This window comes from Epilithonimonas sp. (assembly GCF_056329745.1).
The window spans coordinates 18,702-39,714 of the sequence record NZ_JBWEYV010000009.1 but is presented as its reverse complement, the minus strand read 5'-3'; the positions used below and the strand labels follow the sequence as shown (position 1 = coordinate 39,714).

The window sequence follows — 21,013 nt, the reverse complement described above, 5'->3', positions numbered from 1 at the left end:
AGTTTAGATGATTAATGCAAATTGAAATATGACTCGATTTATGCTTGACAAGAAACAACTGATAATCTCGGCTTTTGAAAATCTAGATGTAAATTTACTGGATGTTCTATTGGATGATGACAAAACTTTTAGCAATGTCTCAAAGAAAACGTTTGTTGCAGTATATGCTCGTTTTGTTCGATTCATTAAAAGAATACCGGAATTCGACACTACATATAAATCCTACAAAGCATTCTGTGATCTTGAAGATGAAAGACGTGAAGGTATTGCATTTGTAAACAATGATGGCATTTGTTATATCAAGTTGATTTTCACCTATCATGAAGATGAAATTACAGACATTAGACAGTGTAAATCCTTGGAAACTTCAGAAATTGAAATTAGTAAAACAATGATTGGAATATCTTTTTATAAAGATGAGGAAAAGTGCTTTAAAGCTGACAAAGATTTTTATGAAATTACCACGACTTGTCAAGATGCTGTTAATATACTACAAAACCATATCGAGGAAGAAGGCGCATTGTCGATGAGTTCCATAAGGTCTTGGTTTTTAGCCCATGAAGATTTTTATATTGACAAAGTTTTGCCTTGTGGTTATTCTTATTCAGAATGTGCGGAATTTATCAATTATTTTACTTTATTTCGAAAGTACAAGACTTCTGATGAGGTTGAAGAACTGTCAAAAAAGTTTTGCCATGAATTCTATTCTTTTCCAATTGTACATAAACGAAATATTAGTGATTGGCTCGAGAGAGTAAATAATGAAATTGTCAGAGCTCAAAAAGGATTTTGGCTGGAATGTGATTTTAGAAAAGGATTCTTTCTGGAATCACATGTCAAAGTTTTTTTACCAGATTTCTATTATACGCAGAATTTAGGAATAATCATGAATAAGTACAGGGAGTGGATTCCTGCATCATCATCATGTGAAATTAGAATGAAATGAGGGAGAAAATTCTTATAATTAAAATTGTAAAATGAATTCAATTGATGTGTGGAATCATTACGACATTTTTTTAATTATTTTTTACTTCTGAGAGCTGTATCTTTAATTTAAAGAAATAAAAAAAACAAAGCAAATTTCTGTTCACGAAAATATGCAGCAATATCAAGCCATAAAGGTTTTTCAGAAAACTTTTGTGGCGGTAAAATTTAGCCCCAAAATTTTTCTGAAAAAATATTGCATCACATTTTCCTTCCACGAGAGTGGACGACTTTCTTTTTTTTCTTTTTCTTTTGAAAAATTTTTGACAGATTCTTGAAGTTAACTAATAAAATCTGAAAAAATCTCCAATTCTTACAACCTGCGAAAATGAAGGATCGTTTCAGAATTAACCTGCGTAATTTAACCACAGGTTTCTCATTAACCTGCATAAATTAGATACACCCAATCCTATAAGCTGGGTAAAAAAGATACAACCTAAACCTATATTTTTTCCTGATTTTTTTCTTTAAAATGCAAATCCGTCCTAATAATCTATAAAACCTCTAGAACGCCCATCCACATTGCGTTTTCAGACTTCTAAAAAATTCCGACATTAGTACAAAATTTTGCTGCAAGATGTGTCTTTGTGCCCACAATTTTTCAAATTGAGTTTCCAAATAATTCTTGCCCTTCCTGCCGGAAAGGAGTGGAAAAAACTCGGAACTCGTTTTTCTTTTTTGAAAGGTGATTTTGAAAAACATATTTTGAAAAAAATGGTTAAAAAAAATGGAACTACCCACCACATAAAATTGGAATGTAAAATGAGATAAAGACATTAATTTTAAGTGCATTTAATTCAAAATATATTCATAATTTTACATCCTAAGATTTAAGCAAAAAATTGTTGTATTTCACATGGTGGAATATTCGGTTACCTTGAAAATCTCCCTTTCTAAAAAATTACCTATCAATCGGTGTTTAGAAAGACATTAATATTCCTGGAGAAACCACTTAAAACCGCCTAAATAAGGCGGTTTTTATTTTTTAGAATTTATCATGTTTTAATTTGGAAGTTTAAGTGAAAGATGCTATTTTTGCCCCACTCAAAATTGAGAAGTAAGGTTTCTTAGCTCAGTTGGTAGAGCAACGGACTGAAAATCCGTGTGTCCCTGGTTCGATCCCTGGAGAAACCACTTAAAACCGCCTAATTAGGGCGGTTTTTTTTGTAAGATAATTTTAGTACTCTTTAAAGCCTAAATTTTAAAATTTCTTTTTCTACTAACTTTTACCAGTAAAAATCAATAATTTTGTTAGATTCTTGATTTATATTTCATTCGTGATAGAGTTGAAAATCATTTTTAAATCATTTTGTTTCTGTAACTGTCATTGATCGCCATTTTTATTACTAAGAGATTGTATTTTTTTAAATGTTTATTAATGAATATTGAACATATAATAATGGCAATCTAAAATATTGTTACATTTAACATGTTATGATTTTAAATTCAAATGGAAAATTTTAAAATATGTCAAAAGTAGTTTATATCACAGGCGGAACCAAAGGAATTGGTTTTGGGATTGCAGAAGTTCTGTTGAAAAATGGTTACAAAGTTGCCATCAGCGGGAGAAAACAGGAAGATGTGGATCAATCAGTTCAAGAACTGAAAAAATGGTCCGATGAGGTTTTCGGAGTAAGTTCCGATGTCCGAAATTATAAGGATGAGGAATCGGCCATTCAAAAGATTGTCCATAATTTTGGTAGTCTTGATGTGGTGATTGCCAATGCTGGTTTAGGCATTTTCAAACCTGTAGACGAATTGAGCATCGATGACTGGAACGCCATGCAGGATACCAATCTCACAGGTTGCTTCTATACGCTAAAAGCTTCGGTTGAAGAACTCAAGAAGTCCCAAGGTTATTACATCACCATTGCAAGTCTTGCGGGCACCAATTTTTTTGAAAACGGTGCAGGATACAATGCATCCAAATTTGGAGTGGTAGGTTTTACACAGGCTGCAATGATTGACCTCAGAAAATACCACATCAAGGTTTCTACGATTATGCCGGGTTCTGTAGCGACTTATTTTAACGGTAACGTACCGTCAGAAAAAGATGAATGGAAAATCCAGCCAGAGGATGTCGGGAACCTTGTCCTCGATTTGCTGAAAATGAATCCGCGTGTGTTGCCAAGTAAAATTGAACTGAGAGCCAGTCAGGTTAAAAAATAATTTCGGGAGGAGTAATAACAGATTTTGGAGTCCAAAAAATGAGAACTTTTTCTCTGAATTGATAAAGCCTAAGGCTTAGAAATTATTTATAAATGTTCTAAATACGCGGTCAGTAAAGTGTTTCCAATTGTTATTTAGCAAATAATAAAAAATTATGCATGCATAGTATTTTTTATATAAATTAGCCAAAGTTAGTAACACAAAAAATCGCTGTTAACTGGGCTTTCCATTTTTTTTATAGAATGAGATTTTAAGTCCGGTTTAATACTGATCCATTAAAAAATATATTTTACAGATGAAAATATTAGTTTGTATAAGCAGTGTGCCAGACACGACAAGCAAAATCAATTTTACGGCAGACAAATCTGCTTTTGACAAAAACGGAATCCAGTGGGTAATCAATCCATTAGACGAATTTGCGCTTACTAAAGCGATCAAATTGCAAGAATCCCAAGGCGCAACGGTAACCGTGGTGAATGTTGGCGATGCTACAACCGAAGCAGTTATCAGAAAAGCTTTGGCGATTGGTGCAAATGATGCCATTCGCGTGAATACAGAAGCAAAAGATAGTTTTTCTGTCGCCAAAGAGATTGCCAAAATTGCGCAGGAAGGTGGTTATGACCTGATCCTTACCGGTAAAGAATCTATTGATTATAATGGTGGCGCGGTACCGGGAATGGTAGCTCAGCTTCTTAATTTCCCATTTGTAAATGCGGCTGTTGGCCTGGATGTTAACGGTTCCGAAGCAACTGCCATTAGGGAGATTGAAGGTGGAAAAGAAACCATCTCCGTTAAACTGCCGGCTGTAGTTGCCGGGCAAAAAGGCTTGGTAGATGAAAAAGATTTGATTATCCCTAATATGAGAGGAATTATGTCTGCAAGAACAAAACCTTTGCAGGTCGTAGAACCAAGCAATTCTGAAGTTAAAGTGGAGGCTGTTTCTTTTGACAGTGTTGCCCCAAGAGCGGCTGTGAAATTGGTTTCTGCAGACAACCTAGACGAGTTGGTAAGATTACTTCACGAGGAAGCTAAAGTGATATAAATCTAAAGACAAGGAGAGAATAGACTTATAGATAATAGATATAAGACATTGTCTTAAATCTCAAATTATATTTATCAAAGTCTATTATCTATCCATCTATTATCTTTAATCTTAAAAAAAAAAAAAAATGGCAGTATTCGTATACGCAGAAAATATAAACGGAGTTTACAAAAAAGCAGCCTTTGAGGCAGTTTCTTATGCAAAGGCCATCGCGACAAAAACAGGCGATTCCGTTACGGCAATTTCTATCAATCCAACAGATTCTTCGGATCTTCTTTACAAATATGGTGCTGATAAAGTCATCAATGTAAAAGATGCAGGTCTTAAAAACTTTAGCGCAAAAGCTTATGCAGAGGCTGTTAATCAGGTGGCAGACGGAAATATCATTGTATTTCCACACACCACAGATGCCTCTTCTGTAGCGCCAATGTTGGCTATTCAAAAAGGTTACTCTTTAATTACCAACGCTATAGATGTTCCAGAAAGTACATCACCTTTTCAGGTTAAAAGAAGAGCTTTTTCCGGTAAAGGTTTTATGCACGCCAAAGCTGATGCAGCAGGTGTGATTGTAACAGTTTCTCAAAACGCTTTTGGTGTGAAAGAAAATCCTGCTTCAGGCTCCGAAGAGGTTAAGGAACTGAGCGTTGCCAATGAAGATACCAAAGTGATCAGCCACGAGCAATCTTCTGGCAAACTGGATCTTAAAGAAGCCGAGATCGTTGTTTCTGCAGGAAGAGGTCTAAAGGGGCCTGAAAACTGGGGAATGATCGAGGATCTTGCGAATGTTTTGGGTGCTGCAACGGCTTGTTCAAAACCGGTTTCCGACATTGGATGGAGGCCTCACACAGAGCACGTTGGGCAAACGGGGAAGGCTATTTCTCCAAACTTGTACATCGCAGTAGGGATTTCGGGGGCTATTCAGCATTTGGCAGGTGTCAACAGTTCAAAAACAATTGTTGTCATCAATAATGATCCCGAAGCACCATTCTTCAAATCTGCTGATTACGGTGTGGTGGGCGATGCCTTCCAGATTATTCCTGCTTTGACGGAGAAAATCAAAGCTTTGAAAGCTTAAACAACCAATCACTTCTTATATATTGAAACCTGAGTTCTGCTCAGGTTTTTTTTGTAATTAGAGTCAGTTTTCAAATTAAGATATGCTTGTATTATATGAATATCCAGTCTCTAAAATTGAAATTTTTTGCTGAAAAGCGAAGCGTTGTATCTTTTAAGAGTAAAGTATCGTTTATTTCTGTTCATTTTTGATCTCAACAGGCTTAAAAATCAATAATTGCTGAATCAGAATAGACAAAATATTTTATATTTGCTAAATGGATTATAAAAGATTAATCATCAGAGGAATCTCATACAGCCAAACCCAATCAGGAGCCTATGCGCTGTTATTAGAACATGAAGAAACATCGGTAAAATTACCCGTTGTTATAGGAAATTTTGAAGCACAGTCCATTTCTTTGGGATTAGAAAAAGATATCCATCCGCCGCGCCCGTTAACCCATGATCTTTTTGCTCAGTTTGTCAAAAATACAGGTTATAAGCTAGAGTCTGTGATTATTTATCAGATCAAAGACGGCGTTTTCTTCTCCAATATCAATTTTAAAAATCCTGTTTCTGACGAAGAACTGATTCTGGATGCGCGGACTTCAGACGCTGTTGCAATGGCCGTCCGTTTTGATGCGCCCATTTTCACCACCTCCGAAGTGCTGAATGAAGCCGGTATTCTTCTAGAATTGGAAGAATCCAATAAAATCGCTGTTGATGCCGAAGCGCAGGAAATTGTAGCTGATTATAACGACCTTTCTGACTCTACAACAGAGGAGCTTAACCAAATGCTGAACGATGCTGTAAGGGAAGAGGATTTTGATACCGCACTTAGAATACAGGAGGAAATCAAACGAAGAAACAAAAAAATAGAATAAAAAAATACGACATCGTTTTATGAACTTAAAATTACGTTTAATTATACTCAACTTTCTACAGTTTGCAGTATGGGGCGCTTATCTCACATCGATGGGCAATTATCTTGGGGCTGTAGGTTTGGGACCAAAAATTGGACTTTTTTATGCCATGCAGGGTATTGTTTCTATTTTTATGCCTGCCATTATGGGGATTGTGGCAGACCGATGGATCCCGGTGCAGAAATTATTAGGATACTGTCACGCTATTGCGGCGATTTTTCTTGCAGCAGCAGGATATTATGGCATGGTTTCGGGGAGTAATGTGGAGTTTTCGACATTGTTTTCCCTTTACTCGGTGAGTGTTGCTTTTTATATGCCAACTATTGCCCTTTCCAACTCTACAGCCTATGGCATATTAGTTAATAACGGATATGATACAATTAAGGCTTTTCCTCCGATAAGAACATTAGGAACAGTTGGATTTATCTGCGCCATGTTATTTGTGAACTTTGCCGGGGTTTCTGATGGTCATTTTGCATTTAATCTGTCGAACGAAAAGGGATTCTCAAGTTTTCAGAATAATTACAGTCAGTTTTTTGTATCTGCTGTTTTAGGATTGATGTTGTTTATTTACTCATTCACATTGCCTAATGTGCCAGTAAGCACAAATTCCGAAAAGAAATCACTTTCGGATGCATTGGGTTTAAAGGCTTTTGCATTGTTCAAAGAAAAGAGAATGGCGATATTCTTCATCTTTTCAATGTTTTTGGGCGTTTCCCTGCAAATTACCAATGGCTATGCTAATCCATTTATTACCAGTTTTAAAGATACACCCCAATATATGGATAGTTGGGGAGCCAATAATGCTAATGCATTGATTTCATTGTCTCAGGTTTCAGAAACGCTTTGTATATTATTAATCCCATTCTTTCTAAGAAAGTTTGGTATTAAAAAAGTGATGTTAATGTCTATGTTTGCTTGGGTTTTAAGGTTTGGTTTATTTGGTGCAGGCGATCCCGGTTCTGGAGTATGGATGTTTATTTTGTCTATGATTGTTTATGGTGTGGCATTCGATTTTTTCAATGTTTCAGGTTCTCTTTTTGTAGATAAGGAAACTTCCCCAGATATTAGATCAAGTGCTCAGGGTGTATTTATGATGATGACTAACGGTTTTGGGGCCACTCTCGGAATGTTGGTTGCCGGAGAAATTGTCAATCATTTTGTTTTTGCCAAGACCGACATTTTGGAACAATTAAAGGGTTGGCGCATTAGCTGGTATATTTTCTCGGGCTACGCCTTGGTTATTGCTATTTTGTTCGCGATCATATTTCGCTACAAGCACAAGCCGGCAGATACGCAAAATATCAGGCATTAATTGTAAAAGTTCGTTATTCTAAAATTATAAGGTTATGAAAAGAATAATTGCCGCTTTATGCTCCATTTCGCTTTTATCTGCTGCGATAATTACAATTGTTAGCTGTAGCAATACTTCTGACAACGTGGATGACATTAATGTTCCTGTGCCATTTTCTGTACCGGCTAATTTTGATGCTCAGCTTCCATTATCGATAGCGGATAGTGTTTCTTACATCAAATATCCGGCTATACCGTTAGCTTTGGATGTTAATTCAGCAATCAAAACACAGTTTCCGGCCATGTCTGCTAATAATCTGAAATCTGCAAAGATGACGCAGTTTAAAATTCAATATAAATCTTCTGTTGGTGGAACAAAATTGGATGTTATTAGCAACGCTAGGCTTTATCTAAGGACACCCAATAACAGTGATATATTAATTGCAACAGCCAGTAATAACACCAGTGGTGATATTCTCAACTTTACCGCAGACAACACCGTAGAGCTAATGGACTTGATGAAATCTGATCAGAAATCTTTTGTTCTCGAAATACAAGGTAGAAAATTAGCGACCGACCAGCTGACGGTAAATATCGATACTGCTTTTAGACTTCTGGTAGGTTTATAATTTTTAAGTTTTTTAAACCATTCCCTTTGCATGGTTTGTAAGGCGTTTATTATTCAAAAACCAGATGCTGCTGTATCGCAAGTGATTTCAGTTCCGTCTCTTCCCATTCTTTTTTCGGATCGCTTTTTAAAGTAATTCCGCCACCAACAAATAGAAATGCATAATTTTTAAAAAAACTGGCGCAGCGCAGGTTCACGAAATAGTAGATGTAATCTTCGGTTTCTATGCGGATGTACCCGGCGTAGAGTTCCCTGTTAAAATGTTCTATACTTTTGATGCCCTGCGCACAAAGTTCTTTCGGGAATCCGCATACTGCCGGCGTTGGATGAAGTTCTGAAATGATTTTATCAAGACTTTCCGGGCTTATTTCAGCGGAGAAATCCGTTTTCAGATGTTTGATATTACCCGAGATAAGATCCTTGGTAGAAGAAAGCTTTAGGTTAGACGAGAATTTCCTCAGAATCGACTGTATATAATCGGTTACCGCTTTTTGTTCTTCAATTTCTTTATCAGTCCAGCTCTCGTCCAGTGGCAGCGTTCCTGCAACACTCATGGTCTCAAAACTATTATTTCTTTTATCAAATTTTCCTAAAACTTCAGAAAAACCACCCATCCAGATTTCTCCGTTTTTTTCGAACAGGTAACAAAATGCGCTAGGGTAGCTGTCGCTGAATTTCAAAAAGCTTTTGGTAAGCGATAATTTTTTTTGAGGATCTGCATCTAGGTACATCAGAAGTTTTCTTCGGGAAAGGACCAGTTTTTTAAGTTCATTTTTTTCAATGAAATCTTTGGCTTGGTTAATCTTCAAAGCATAAGAATCTTCTGTTTCTTTGGCAATCTCAATCAGCTGGCTTTTGCTTTTGGGAGAGATACTTTGGTTTTCTATCGCTTCGCGCGATATTTCTGTAACGTTTCCTTTAAAATCCAATACAGTCTTAGTGTCAAAACTAACGAAGGAAACAGGAACTTCTTGAGAGGATTCGAGCGTATAAAAAGTCTCGAAATCGGGTAGTCTGAATAGTAGCATTGTAAGATAGCAGATTAGACTTTACCGACCGGGATGATATTATTGGTCATAGTAGTGTGATTGATAAGATGTCCTTTTTCATCACGAATCTCGATTTGTGACACGTGCATTGTATTTCCTTTCCTAATAAATGTTGCGGTACCAGTAATTATGCCGTCGCGCTTAGCACGTAGGTGGTTACTATTGATATTGGTGCCAACAGGAACATATTTTTCCGGATTTACATGGATTAACGATAAGCAAGAGCCCAGCGTCTCTGCTAATACGCAACTTGCTCCGCCATGCAGGATGCCATAAGGCTGATGAACTTTTGAGGTAACGGGCATTGTCGCCTTTAGGAATTCATCTGAGACATCGGTGTACACAATGTCCAGCGTCTCGTTCAAGGTATTTTTGCTCGCCGCATTCAATCGGGTGAGGATGTCATTTTTTTTGGCTTCGTCCATTGTTCTGTTTTAAAATTAAGATGCAAATAGATTAATAGATCTGCGGATTCCAGTTTTCCGGGATTTTTGGGTTAATGTCATATTTGACATAAAAATTCTGGATTTCTTCCATTACTTCCTCAAAAGAATGGGTTTCCAGTTTCTCGTACGGAATGATATAGCCCAGATTAATGGTCTTCCTTTTATAATCTCCACCGGCCAGTACAATAGGAACTTTGGCTGCAATGGCCATATTGTAGAAACCTTTCCGCCATTTCGGGACCCAACTTCTGGTACCTTCCGGTGTAATGACAAGGCTGAAATCATCTTTTTTAAACTCATTGGCTACAAAATTTACCAGATCATTTTTTTGGGAGCGATCTATGCCAATGCCGCCAATAGCTTTCACCAGCCAACCGTAAAAAGGGTTTTTGGTATGAGAATCTTTGATAATGATTTTTAGTTTTTTCCCTAGTGCCCAATATGCCAGGTTTCCCAAGAGGTATTCGCTGTTGTGCGTGTGTGGCGCTACAACTAGGATGCATCTGTTAAGATTATTGACATCGCCCTGAAGGACAATTTTCCACCCGATTATTTTGAGGATTGCTTTCGCAAGAAGTTTTTTCATAAGTAGATTCTAATGTTGTTTTTATGGATGTGCCCATTCAGTTCGCGGCTATCACACAAAAAATAAAGTACAACCGCCAAGGTTATACTTTACAAATCTACAAAATATGTTTATTTCTCAGAAATAAGAATATTGTTTACCATCAGAACAGATTGCTGATAAAATCAACCAGCTTAATTGCGATTTCTAATACAAGTTGTATCATTTTTTTGTGGTTTTTGTGAGTAGAAGTTTATTTTTTAACAAATTTACTAATAATTCTGCTGAACTTATTATTTTTAGTGGTAAAGTTTTAACAAAATTATATTTTCGTTGGGTAGGTAACAGCGGTGGTCAAATCCAGAGGATTATAATTTTTCCGGATAAAATTCTGGATGACTTTTTCGCTTTCCTTAAATTGCTCTTTATTTGTAATGATTTTTCCACCAACACTGATGGTTCCTGGCTCAGACGTTTCAAATTTTTCCCGGACTTCTTTCATAGGATCATTGTAAAACTGCAATATCAACTTTTGCATAGTGGCAAGCTCTACTGGGATGGCTTTTTTTCCGGAAAACGACTCCAAAAAGCCAGATGTGTCGTAAGTTTTATCGAGCTTCTGACTATTAATAAGTTTAAAACTGAAGTTATCCTTGCTGTCGTTCATCTCAAAAATCAAACCCGGCAGACCACGGAATTTGTATGGCCCTTCAGAAATATTGATGTCTTTGCAAAACCAAGCGGTCCAGTGTCGTCCTCCAAAATTGGTTGTAGCTTTTTGCAGTGTATACTGTCCGGAAGTTTTTGTTTCATTTTCCAGCTTCCAGTTCATTTTATCCTTGGTCTGATAAGAAAAGTAGCTTCCTGGGTAATCGTAGTTGGTGTTTTCATAAGATCCTGTTTTCCTTTTGATAGCAGGTGTTCCGTTCCAAGTGTAGTTTTTTCCACCATTCCTGTTAATTGAATCATTCTTGATATTAAGGTAGTTGTAAAACTTCACCTCGTCCCGATTGATGTCTAATGCCATGTTCACATTTTTGTAATAATCAGCTGTAGAATCGGGCTTGTACCGGTACTCGTAAACAAAACGGTGTGTTTGCGCTTTTGATAAAGTGGTGAAGAATATCAAAAATACAAGAGTATAGATTTTCATAATTAACAATCATTTTGTCATTTGAAATTTGTGAAGAACCAGGAGAAAAGCGGAAGTCCGAAGACTTTTGACCCGCTTTCCAGCTGATCCACTCTCAATTTATTCAGTTTTGATAGAAATTTCCTTTTTACCGTCTTTGATTTTGATATTCATATCCTTAAGACTTTTTTTTACTTTCTGATCAATTTTCATTCTTTTCAAAACAACATCCGCAGAATCTTTGGAGTATTTTTTACCATTAATTTTTACAGAATCGCTTTCATTATCATTATATTCGATGGTCGTTCCGTTGATTTTGACTTTATTATTATCTACTGTGATACCGCTATTGTCGTCATCATTATCGTAGCTATCATTATCATCGTTGTCATTATCACCTCTTGTACTTATTTCGTACTGTTTCTCATTAATGACTTTCATTTTGGAAGGGACAACCAATTCATAATCCAGTCTATAATCTCGGAACCTGTATTCGTAAGGAATCTCATAATAGTTGGGTAAGAAGATTCTGTTACCAACAATTGTTACAGGAACTTTCATTTTCATGGGCTGGTTATAGCCGTCCGCTTCTTTCTTAATGATTAGATAAGGTGTTTTTATGTCATTCTTTCTGGTAATTTCCACACTTGGGTAGTCTCTTTTGAAGATTTTGTTTTTATCAGAATAGACATTATTGATATATGGCTTGAAGTTTTCCGGAATTTCTATTTTCTTGCTGTCAAGATAGATTGTATCATTCGGAGCTGTGATAGAAACATTTTCATTATCCTCATTATTGCCCGTATATCGGAAGTTGAGTCTAGAAGCGCTTGCGGCAAGAATACCTACAAGGATGATCCAGATAATGCCTATTGTTCCCAATGCCGGGCCTACATAGTTGAACTTGGTTTTAGGAGAAAATAGTTTGATTGATAACAATAATGATCCAATTCCCACGATGACCACAGGTAGAGCTGCAATCCCTAGTAACAGGTAGCCCAGATTGTTTTCTTCTAGGTAAAAGCCAAGATTATCATTCATCCCGAATTTATCCGATCCGTAGGCAAACATCATGGCAAACAGTCCAATAAAACATCCAGCTGCCATTAAAGCAAGGAAAATCGCTAAGCAATATTTCAGAATTTTTAAAAAAGAATCGCCTGCAGACCCAATTTTTGGTTTGTTTTCCTGATAGATTTCTCCGGCTCTTGTAGTGGTTTCATTGGCAAACTGCACTATTTTGCTAGATTCTTCCTTTAGGTTGTCAAAGTTGAGCGGTTTTCCCTTCATTTTCAAAAAATCAGATGCGGATTCTGCTTTTGGCAATACAGCCCAAAGGATGAAATATAAAATCACTACCAAAAACGATGAACCTGGTGCTACCCAAAGAAATAGAAATGCACCTACCCAAATCAACCGCATCCATGTAATATCCATCCCAAAATAGGCGGCTAAACCTGCACAAACCCCAGCAATTTTTTGTCTCTCGGGGTCGCGGAAAAGCTGTTTCTGCGAATTGTTACTATAACCACTGTAATTGGTGGAAGATTTTGATTTATTCTGTTTCCCTTCGGAGAAGTAAGCTTCCTCTTGTTCATCAATTTGTTCTGGTGTCCCGATTTGAGCAATGACTTTTTCAACATCAGAATCGTTAATAACTTCTCGTTTAGCCAATGTTTCTTTGAAAATCTCGACCATTCGGATTTCAATATCGTGCATTACTTCATCTGCTTCTGATGCGTCTAGAGAATTTCTCAAGGCATTCAGATAATCGCTTAGCTTGATATAAGCGTGTTCGTCTATCATAAAAGAGAACCCTGCGAGTGCTATAGATAATGTCTTGTTCATAATATTAGTTTTGAGAGTGAGAGTTTTGTGTAATTTGGTTGACGGAATCTGTCAGTTCCTGCCAAGTGTTTTGCAGCTCCTTGAGGAAGAGACTTCCTTTTTCGGTGATCTGATAATACTTTCTGGGCGGCCCGCTGGTAGATTCTTCCCATCGGTACGCGAGAAACTCGCCGTTTTTAAGTCTTGTAAGGAGCGGGTAGAGCGTTCCTTCCACTACATCCAGTTTTCCTTTTTTGAGAGATTCTATAAGATCAGAGACATACATCTCTCTCTGCTGAATAAGACTCAAAATACAGAATTCCAGAATCCCTTTGCGCATCTGCGCTTTTGTGTTTTCCGTATTCATATTAATGTGGTGTTTTATAAATTTATGTTCTGGGAATTACGTATTCCCGGTAATATTACATTGCAAAGATATATAAATAGAATGGTATTATGCAATACAAAGTAGTAAATATTTTTAAATTATTAATCTAATGTCTTGATTATCACCAATTAAAATTTTAATCAAAATTTAGAGAAAGATTGTTAAAGTCTCTAAATATATTGTTTCTTTAAATAAATCTTAAATAATTCGAATTAATATTGGCTGATTGAAATTGTTTTTATAATTTCGTTAAAGATTTATAAAATGATAAACCTTTTTACCATTACAACAGGCATTTCAACAACAATTACCATTCGTAGTTGCAGAAAGGTGTGTGTGTGAAATTGTAAAAATTAAATAACAAACAAAGCCTTTCTGATTTTTCGGGAAGGCTTTTTTATTTTAAAATAATAGCAAATGAAAATACTGAAATTTGGTGGGACATCCGTAGGGAGTGTAGAAGCGTTAAGAAATGTAAAATCAATCATCGGGAATGAATTTAAAAACGAAGCATTAGTAGTTGTATGTTCAGCCTTGTCAGGCATTACCAATGCCTTAGTGTCTGCATCCACCGAGGCTTTGAAACAAAATGATTTTTCCGAAATCCTGAAATCTGCGGAAGAAAAACATTACCACATAATATCTGAATTGTTGCCAAGAACGGCTCAGAATCCCTTGTTAATGATGGTAAAAGTAAGTTTTAACGAGATTGAGGATCTGCTTTTCAGTATCAAAAACCTGGGCGAATTGTCAGACCGGATCAAGGATAGGTTGCTGTCTTACGGAGAACAGATGTCTACCAAAATTGTTGCGGCATTTTTGGAGTCAGAAGGCTTGCCAGCTGCTTATCAGGATGCCCGCGAATTGATTGCTACAGATTCCCACTTTGGTAATGCCAATGTCGATTCTAAAAAAACAAATGACAATCTTAAACTTTGGAATCCCGGAAATCAAATTTATGCTGTTACTGGTTTTATAGCCAAAGATCAAAATGGCGATACAACCACTTTGGGAAGGGGTGGATCTGATTATACAGCTGCAATCCTCGGTTCTGGGCTGAAAGCGGACGAAATACAGATTTGGACAGATGTTGACGGTTTTTTGACAGCCGACCCGAGATTGGTGAAAAATGCCTTTTCCCAGCCCGAACTCAGCTATCAAGAAGCGATGGAAATGTCCTATTTTGGGGCAAAAGTGATCTATCCGCCCACAATGATTCCTGCGATTGAAAGCCAAATCCCGATCTATATCAAAAATACTTTCCGGCCAGAAAATCTTGGAACTTTAATCCATAAAAAATCCGAAATTTCAAAAGGTTTGATCAAAGGGATAGTTTCCATAGAGAAAACCTGCCTAATTAATATCACCGGAAACGGGATGATTGGGATGAAGGGTTTCAGTGGGAGGTTGTTTAATGTGCTGGCAAAATATGAAGTCAATGTTATTCTCATCACCCAGGCAAGTTCGGAGCACAGTATCTCATTTGTGGTGGCTTATGATGATGAGAAAAAAGCTAAAAAAGCCATCTATGAAGAGTTTGATTTTGAAATTAATTCGAACAAAATTGATAATCCGCAGTTTGACGATGAGTTGAGCATTATCTCTGTTGTTGGCGAGAATATGAAAAAAACGCGCGGCATCAGTGGTAAATTTTTCAGTGCATTGGGCAAAAATGGGATTAATATTATTGCGATAGCCCAGGGTTCATCAGAACTCAACATCTCCGCCGTTATCGAAAGAAGCGAACTCTCAAAGGCCCTGAATGTGGTTCACGATTCATTGCTGCTTTCGCCGGTAAAAACCTTTAATGTGATGTTCGCTGGAACGGGGAATATCGGGAAAGAACTCTTCCATCAACTGGAACGGGAACAGAAAAATCTGGAGAACAACCATCAGATCAAAATCAATATCGTCGGCATTACCAACAGCCGGCAGATGAAGGTTTTTGATAAGCCAAACTCTGATTTTAATTTAGGTGATAACTTTAAAGATGGTTTGGAAAAAGCCAATTTAAAGGATTTTATAAGTCATATTGCCAATAAGAATTTACCTAACTTAGTCTTTGTAGACAATACTTCAAATGAAGATGTGGTGGAAAAATACCCACTCTTGTTTGATAATCATATCTCCATCGTAACCTGTAATAAAAAAGGGAATTCTTCATCTTATGAGCAATACAGCCGGTTTAAGCGTCTCGCAAAAAAGAATTCTGTTAATTTCTTATATGAGACCAATGTGGGCGCCGGCCTCCCCATCATCAAAACTTTGAATGATCTTTGGATTTCCGGTGACGAAATTCTGAAAATCGAAGCCATTCTTTCGGGTACAATTTCCTATATTTTCAATAATTATGTGGGCGATAAAACTTTTGCCGAAGTTGTGAAAACCGCACAGGAATTGGGTTACACAGAACCTGATCCAAGAGACGATTTGAACGGTATGGATTTCTCCAGAAAGATGCTGATTTTAGGAAGAGAAATTGGACTTCCTTTGGAGATGTCTGATGTCAATATCAAGGATTTTCTTCCAGAAGCCTGCCTCAAAGCGGAATCTATTCCGGCATTCTACGAAGAGTTGGAAAAACACGAACCTTACTTTTCATCCTTCAAAAACGAAGCGGAAAATAGCGGTAGAAAATTAAGATTAATCGGTGTTCTCGAAGACGGCAAAATTAACATAGAAGTTCAGATTGTAGATGCCAATCATCCTTTTTATGGATTATCGGGAAGTGATAATATTATTTCCTTCACCACTTCACGTTACAGAAACACGCCGCTGGTGGTGAAAGGCCCTGGCGCAGGCGCAGAAGTGACAGCAGCTGGTGTTTTCGCAGATTTGGTAAGGGTTACAGCGCAATGAATTATAAATGATAATCGATGAATGATAATTTATCAATTAACAACCCTTTCATAGTTTCAAACTCCGAAAGGGTTAAGATTAAAATAAGAAAATGAATAAGATAAAAGTTTTTGCTCCGGCAACTGTGGCCAACGTTGTTTGCGGCTACGATATTTTAGGTTTTGCGATAGATGAACCCGGTGACGAAATCATCTTAACCAAAAACAATTCTAACCAAATCACCATCACAAAAATAGAAGGCGATAATGGTAAATTGCCCAAAAATCCTGAGAAAAATGTCGTATCGCACGTCATTAAGTTATTTCTGGAAAAAATCAACTCCAACCAGGGAATCGATATTGAGCTTTATAAAAAAATGCCGCTCAACAGCGGGATGGGATCTAGTGCTGCAAGCAGTGTTGCCGCTTTGGTAGCGATTAATGAACTGATGGGCAAGCCTTTCTCCAAATTGGAACTTTTGCCTTTGGCGATGGAAGGGGAACGGATGGCCTGTGGCAATGCACACGCAGACAACGTAGCACCGGCACTTTTGGGAGGTTTGGTTTTGGTAAGGAGTTATGCACCTTTGGATGCGCTAAAACTGCCTTATCCAAAAGGTTTGTCGGTGGTTTCTGTTCATCCTCACGTGGATGTTCCAACTGGCGAAGCCCGTAAAATTATCAAGGAAAGAATCAGTCTCAAATCGGCTGTCCAGCAATGGGGAAATGTCGCTGGTTTGGTGGCCGGGTTTTGCACAGGTAATTTGGATTTGGTTAGCCGAAGTATGGAGGATGTTATCATAGAGCCGGTTCGGGCAATGCTGATTCCGTATTTTTATGAGATGAAACAGTTGGCTTTGGATAACGGTGCCATCGGTTTTGGGATCTCCGGTTCGGGGCCATCGGTTTTTGCCCTTTGTGAAAAGAAAGAAACCGCTGATGAAATTTCTCATCGGATCAAAGAATTACTCAATCAAAAAAATATAGAAAGCGAAGCATTTGTAACCCAAATCAACGACGAAGGCGCAAGAGTCATTTGAATATTTTGAACCACAAAAGACACAAAGATTTTCAGAAAGAACATCAATAATATTTTGTTTAATATTTGACGAAGTCAAATCCTTGTGATCTTAAAACATAAGAATATCAAATAAAACCTTTGTGACCTTAGTATTTAATTTAAATATTAATAGAAAAAAATGAAATACATATCAACTAGACAACAGGAAGAAACCAATATAAAAACAGCCATTCTAAAAGGATTGGCAGATGACGGCGGATTGTTTATGCCGGAATATATTCCTCAGCTGAGTTCTGATTTTTTTGAAAAATTACCCAACCTAAGTTTGCAGGAAATTGGTTTCCGGGTGGCAAAAGAGTTTTTGGGTAATTCTATTCCCGATAAAAACTTGAAGGACATCATAGATGAGGTTTTGAATTTCGAAATCCCTGTTGTTAAAATTTCGGAAGATGTTTATTCCCTCGAATTATTCCACGGTCCCACGATGGCTTTCAAAGATGTTGGGGCAAGGTTTATGGCAAGACTAATGGCTTATTTTTCCGAAGGTAAACCAATGAAAGTGATTGCTGCCACATCCGGAGACACGGGAAGTGCCGTTGCATCCGGGTTTTTTGGCGTTCCGGGGATTGAAGTTTTTATCCTTTACCCGAAAGGGAAAGTGAGTCCGCTGCAGGAAAAACAGCTGACAACCTGGGGCGGCAACATCAAAGCATTGGAAATTGAAGGAACTTTTGACGATTGTCAGGCTTTGGCAAAACAGATTTTGTCTGATAAGGAGCTGAATCAAAAATTCACTTTAACATCTGCCAACAGTATCAATATTGCGAGGCTGATTCCGCAATCATTTTATTATTTCTGGGCATTTGGACAGTTGCAAAAGGTAGGGAAACCAATTGTGTTTTCTGTTCCGAGTGGGAATTTTGGAAACTTAACCGCTGGATTATTTGCTAAGAAAATGGGATTGCCAATCCATCATTTTATAGCTTCTACCAACGACAATGATGTGGTGCCCAACTTCCTAAAAACGGGAAATTACGAAGCCAAGCCCTCCAAACAAACCATCAGTAATGCCATGGATGTGGGTAACCCGAGTAATTTTGAAAGGATGAACAACCTCTTCAATAATGATGTTTCCGAATTCAAAAAGGAGATTGAATCTTATTCTTTTTCTGATGAAGAAACGAAAAATGCCATGCGAAAAGTCGAAAATGATTTCCGTTATACTCTGGATCCGCACGGCGCAGTGGCGTATCTTGGATTAGAGACTTTTCGGCAGTCCTTCGACTCCGCTCAGGATGACAAGGTAAAATCAGATTTTGTTGGGGTTTTATTGGAAACGGCGCATCCTGCCAAGTTTGTAGAAGTGGTAGAAGATGTTTTGGGCGAAAAAGTTGACATCCCGGAAAAACTGGCTGCCTTTGGAAGGAAAGAAAAAAAGGCTCTTGCTTTGTCGCCGGACTTCGATGCAGTAAAGAAAGCAATGCTGTTGGACGAAAATTTTTCTTAACAAAACATTTATTAATCTTCAAATAATTACATTTGCGCAAAATTAAACCTATGATTTTTAGCAAACTGAAGCCATTTTTAGCGCTTGGACTATTGTATGTTTTCTTATCCTGCGTGTTGCGGGTAATTCTTATACTACATCCCATCACCACAAGTTCATTTGGATTTTTGGATTTTTTTAGGATTTTTGGGCTTGGTCTTTTGAATGATGTGCTTGTTTTTGCGTTGGCTTCTTCTTTTTTAGCTTTATACTTTCTTTTCCTATCAAATATTAAATATGATAAGCCTTGGGGTTATTTGATTCTTGGTCTAATGGTTCTAGCTGAGCTTTACATTGCATTTTATCCCAATAATATTTTTAGGCAATATGGTGGAGTAGTTGCAGAGATTGCCATGATTTTTATAGGAATTAAATTACTTTGCTTTGGATTGATGTTGTTTTTACCTCGATACAGAAGGCAAATCCGCAATGTCAATTATTTTGTGATCCTTTTTCTATATGTTCTGTTAATTATTCTTGATCTTGTAAGTGAATATTTTTTCTGGAATGAGTTTGGAGTGCGGTACAACTTTATTGCGGTCGATTACCTGATTTACACCAATGAAGTTATTGGGAATATTATGGAATCTTATCCTATCGTTCCTTTATTTTCTGCATTAGCACTGGTAACACTTTTGTTAACATACATTATTTACAGAAAAACGAAAGCAGAATTGCTGGATTTACCCAATCTGGGACAGAAGTTGACCTTACTCATATCGTTTGTTATACTATGTGGGATGTCTGTGTTTTTGTTACCCCTGCTGTCCAATTTACAGTCGCGTAATAATTTCACGTATGAATTACAAAGCAACGGATTAGAGCGTTTTGTTTATGCCTTTTCTCACAATGAACTTGATTTCTTTAAATTTTATCCAACGTTAGGTGTTAAACAATCGGAGAACATATTTTTGAGTGATTTTAATCCGCCTTCTTTATCTCGTAAAGTTATTTCAAATGGTGAAATACAAAAAAAGAATGTCGTCTTGATTTCTGTGGAAAGTCTCTCTGCCGATTTTCTTGCCCATTATGGCAACCAACAAAAAATAACACCATTTATTGATAGTTTGGCCGATAAAAGTATGATGTTTACCAATCTCTATGCCACCGGCAACCGTACTGTAAGGGGATTGGAAGCTCTCACGCTCTGTATACCGCCCACTGCGGGTGAGAGTGTTGTAAAACGGGAAGATAACAGGAATAAATTTACAACAGGAAGTGTTTTTAAGGCTAACGGATATAACGTTGCATTTTTGTACGGTGGCTACAGTTATTTTGATAATATGAAATCCTTTTTTGGAGGTAACGGTTATCAGGTAATTGATCGGGACAGTTTTTCGCCGGAAGAAGTTAGCTTTGCCAATGTTTGGGGTGTTTGTGACGAGGATATGGCAAAGAAGGCCATCAAGGTAATGAACAACGAAGCGAAGTCTGGTAAACCATTTTTCAACCATTGGATGACTGTGAGCAACCACAGACCTTTCACCTATCCAGAGGGAAAAATAGACATTCCCGGAAATGCAAAATCGCGTGATGGTGGTGTAAAATATACAGACTATTCCTTGCGCCGCTTTTTTGAAATGGCCAAGAAACAAAGTTGGTATAAAAATACAATCTTTGTTATTGTAGCCGACCATTGTGCTTCCAGTGCTGGTTCTACGGATCTTCCGCTGGATAAGTATCGGATTCCGGCTATTGTATTTGGTGAGAATTTTGTAAAACCGGGCAGGTTTGATGGGCTGATGTCCCAGATTGATTTGATGCCAACAGTTTTTGGAATGCTTAATTTCACTTATCAATCCAAGTTTTTGGGACAGGATGTTTTTTCAAAAGACTATGTTTCGAGAGCATTTATCGCCACTTATCAGGATTTAGGCTATATTAGGGATCAGCATCTTACCGTAATCTCACCAGGTAAGGTCATAAAGCAATATCAGCTAAAACCTCAAAAAAGTGATTTGTCTTCAGAGTTCAATCTTATGTACGATGAAAATCTCGTCAACAATCCGGATAAGACTTTGGCAGATAAAACGATCGCCGCATACGAGTGTACCTCTTACTGGCTGAGTCATAAGATGCTTAACCGATAATTGTTATTAATAAGCTTGCT

General features: G+C 37.3%; 17 protein-coding genes and 1 tRNA gene. 12 read left to right on the top strand and 6 right to left on the bottom strand.

The window, feature by feature from the left end; all coding sequences use genetic code 11:
* Positions 1–40 precede the first annotated feature (40 nt).
* The 8 genes from AC00Y6_RS08270 (at position 41) to AC00Y6_RS08235 (ending at position 8,093) form a co-directional block, all read left to right on the top strand.
* Positions 41–946: a hypothetical protein gene (locus tag AC00Y6_RS08270; RefSeq protein ID WP_474490150.1), complete on the top strand. Its 906-nt coding sequence runs from the start codon at positions 41–43 to the stop codon at positions 944–946.
* 1,099 nt (positions 947–2,045) lie between these two features.
* A tRNA-Phe gene (locus AC00Y6_RS08265) sits at positions 2,046–2,118 on the top strand.
* Between the two features lie 333 nt (positions 2,119–2,451).
* The gene (locus AC00Y6_RS08260) at positions 2,452–3,153 is read left to right on the top strand and encodes an SDR family oxidoreductase (RefSeq protein WP_474490149.1); all 702 of its coding nucleotides are present in this window, start codon (positions 2,452–2,454) and stop codon (positions 3,151–3,153) included.
* 295 nt (positions 3,154–3,448) lie between these two features.
* The gene (locus tag AC00Y6_RS08255) at positions 3,449–4,195 is read left to right on the top strand and encodes an electron transfer flavoprotein subunit beta/FixA family protein (RefSeq protein WP_474490148.1); all 747 of its coding nucleotides are present in this window, start codon (positions 3,449–3,451) and stop codon (positions 4,193–4,195) included.
* A 127-nt stretch (positions 4,196–4,322) separates the two neighbouring features.
* Positions 4,323–5,270: an electron transfer flavoprotein subunit alpha/FixB family protein gene (locus AC00Y6_RS08250; RefSeq protein ID WP_474490147.1), complete on the top strand. Its 948-nt coding sequence runs from the start codon at positions 4,323–4,325 to the stop codon at positions 5,268–5,270.
* A gap of 256 nt (positions 5,271–5,526) precedes the next feature.
* Positions 5,527–6,132: a bifunctional nuclease family protein gene (locus AC00Y6_RS08245; RefSeq protein ID WP_474490146.1), complete on the top strand. Its 606-nt coding sequence runs from the start codon at positions 5,527–5,529 to the stop codon at positions 6,130–6,132.
* A 19-nt stretch (positions 6,133–6,151) separates the two neighbouring features.
* Positions 6,152–7,486, top strand: coding sequence for an MFS transporter (locus tag AC00Y6_RS08240; protein ID WP_474490145.1), 1,335 nt, complete (start codon positions 6,152–6,154; stop codon positions 7,484–7,486).
* A gap of 34 nt (positions 7,487–7,520) precedes the next feature.
* Entirely contained in the window at positions 7,521–8,093 is a 573-nt protein-coding gene (locus tag AC00Y6_RS08235) for a hypothetical protein (protein WP_474490144.1), read from the top strand.
* A 49-nt stretch (positions 8,094–8,142) separates the two neighbouring features.
* Here the strand turns inward: AC00Y6_RS08235 and AC00Y6_RS08230 are convergent, their stop codons facing one another.
* The 6 genes from AC00Y6_RS08230 to AC00Y6_RS08205 all read right to left on the bottom strand — a co-directional run bounded on the left by AC00Y6_RS08230 (position 8,143) and on the right by AC00Y6_RS08205 (position 13,478).
* Positions 8,143–9,120 carry a chorismate-binding protein gene (locus AC00Y6_RS08230; RefSeq protein WP_474490143.1) on the bottom strand — a complete coding sequence of 326 codons (978 nt, stop codon included), beginning with the start codon at positions 9,118–9,120 and terminating at the stop codon, positions 8,143–8,145.
* Positions 9,121–9,134: 14 nt separating this feature from the next.
* Positions 9,135–9,566: a PaaI family thioesterase gene (locus AC00Y6_RS08225; protein WP_474490142.1), complete on the bottom strand. Its 432-nt coding sequence runs from the start codon at positions 9,564–9,566 to the stop codon at positions 9,135–9,137.
* A gap of 31 nt (positions 9,567–9,597) precedes the next feature.
* The gene (locus AC00Y6_RS08220; protein WP_474490141.1) at positions 9,598–10,173 is read right to left on the bottom strand and encodes a 1-acyl-sn-glycerol-3-phosphate acyltransferase; all 576 of its coding nucleotides are present in this window, start codon (positions 10,171–10,173) and stop codon (positions 9,598–9,600) included.
* A gap of 301 nt (positions 10,174–10,474) precedes the next feature.
* Positions 10,475–11,305, bottom strand: a complete 831-nt coding sequence (locus AC00Y6_RS08215; RefSeq protein ID WP_474490140.1) for a GLPGLI family protein — start codon at positions 11,303–11,305, stop codon at positions 10,475–10,477.
* Positions 11,306–11,404: 99 nt separating this feature from the next.
* Positions 11,405–13,132: a PspC domain-containing protein gene (locus AC00Y6_RS08210; RefSeq protein WP_474490139.1), complete on the bottom strand. Its 1,728-nt coding sequence runs from the start codon at positions 13,130–13,132 to the stop codon at positions 11,405–11,407.
* A 4-nt stretch (positions 13,133–13,136) separates the two neighbouring features.
* Positions 13,137–13,478 carry a PadR family transcriptional regulator gene (locus AC00Y6_RS08205; protein WP_474490138.1) on the bottom strand — a complete coding sequence of 114 codons (342 nt, stop codon included), beginning with the start codon at positions 13,476–13,478 and terminating at the stop codon, positions 13,137–13,139.
* Positions 13,479–13,916: 438 nt separating this feature from the next.
* Between AC00Y6_RS08205 and thrA the strand changes: the two genes are divergently transcribed.
* The 4 genes from thrA (at position 13,917) to AC00Y6_RS08185 (ending at position 20,993) form a co-directional block, all read left to right on the top strand.
* Positions 13,917–16,358 carry a bifunctional aspartate kinase/homoserine dehydrogenase I gene (gene thrA / locus AC00Y6_RS08200; protein ID WP_474490137.1) on the top strand — a complete coding sequence of 814 codons (2,442 nt, stop codon included), beginning with the start codon at positions 13,917–13,919 and terminating at the stop codon, positions 16,356–16,358.
* A gap of 91 nt (positions 16,359–16,449) precedes the next feature.
* The gene (locus AC00Y6_RS08195) at positions 16,450–17,376 is read left to right on the top strand and encodes a homoserine kinase (protein WP_474490136.1); all 927 of its coding nucleotides are present in this window, start codon (positions 16,450–16,452) and stop codon (positions 17,374–17,376) included.
* Between the two features lie 159 nt (positions 17,377–17,535).
* Entirely contained in the window at positions 17,536–18,864 is a 1,329-nt protein-coding gene (thrC, locus tag AC00Y6_RS08190; RefSeq protein WP_474490135.1) for a threonine synthase, read from the top strand.
* Between the two features lie 50 nt (positions 18,865–18,914).
* On the top strand, positions 18,915–20,993 hold the full coding sequence (locus AC00Y6_RS08185) for an LTA synthase family protein (RefSeq protein WP_474490134.1): 2,079 nt from the start codon (positions 18,915–18,917) through the stop codon (positions 20,991–20,993).
* Positions 20,994–21,013 lie beyond the last annotated feature (20 nt).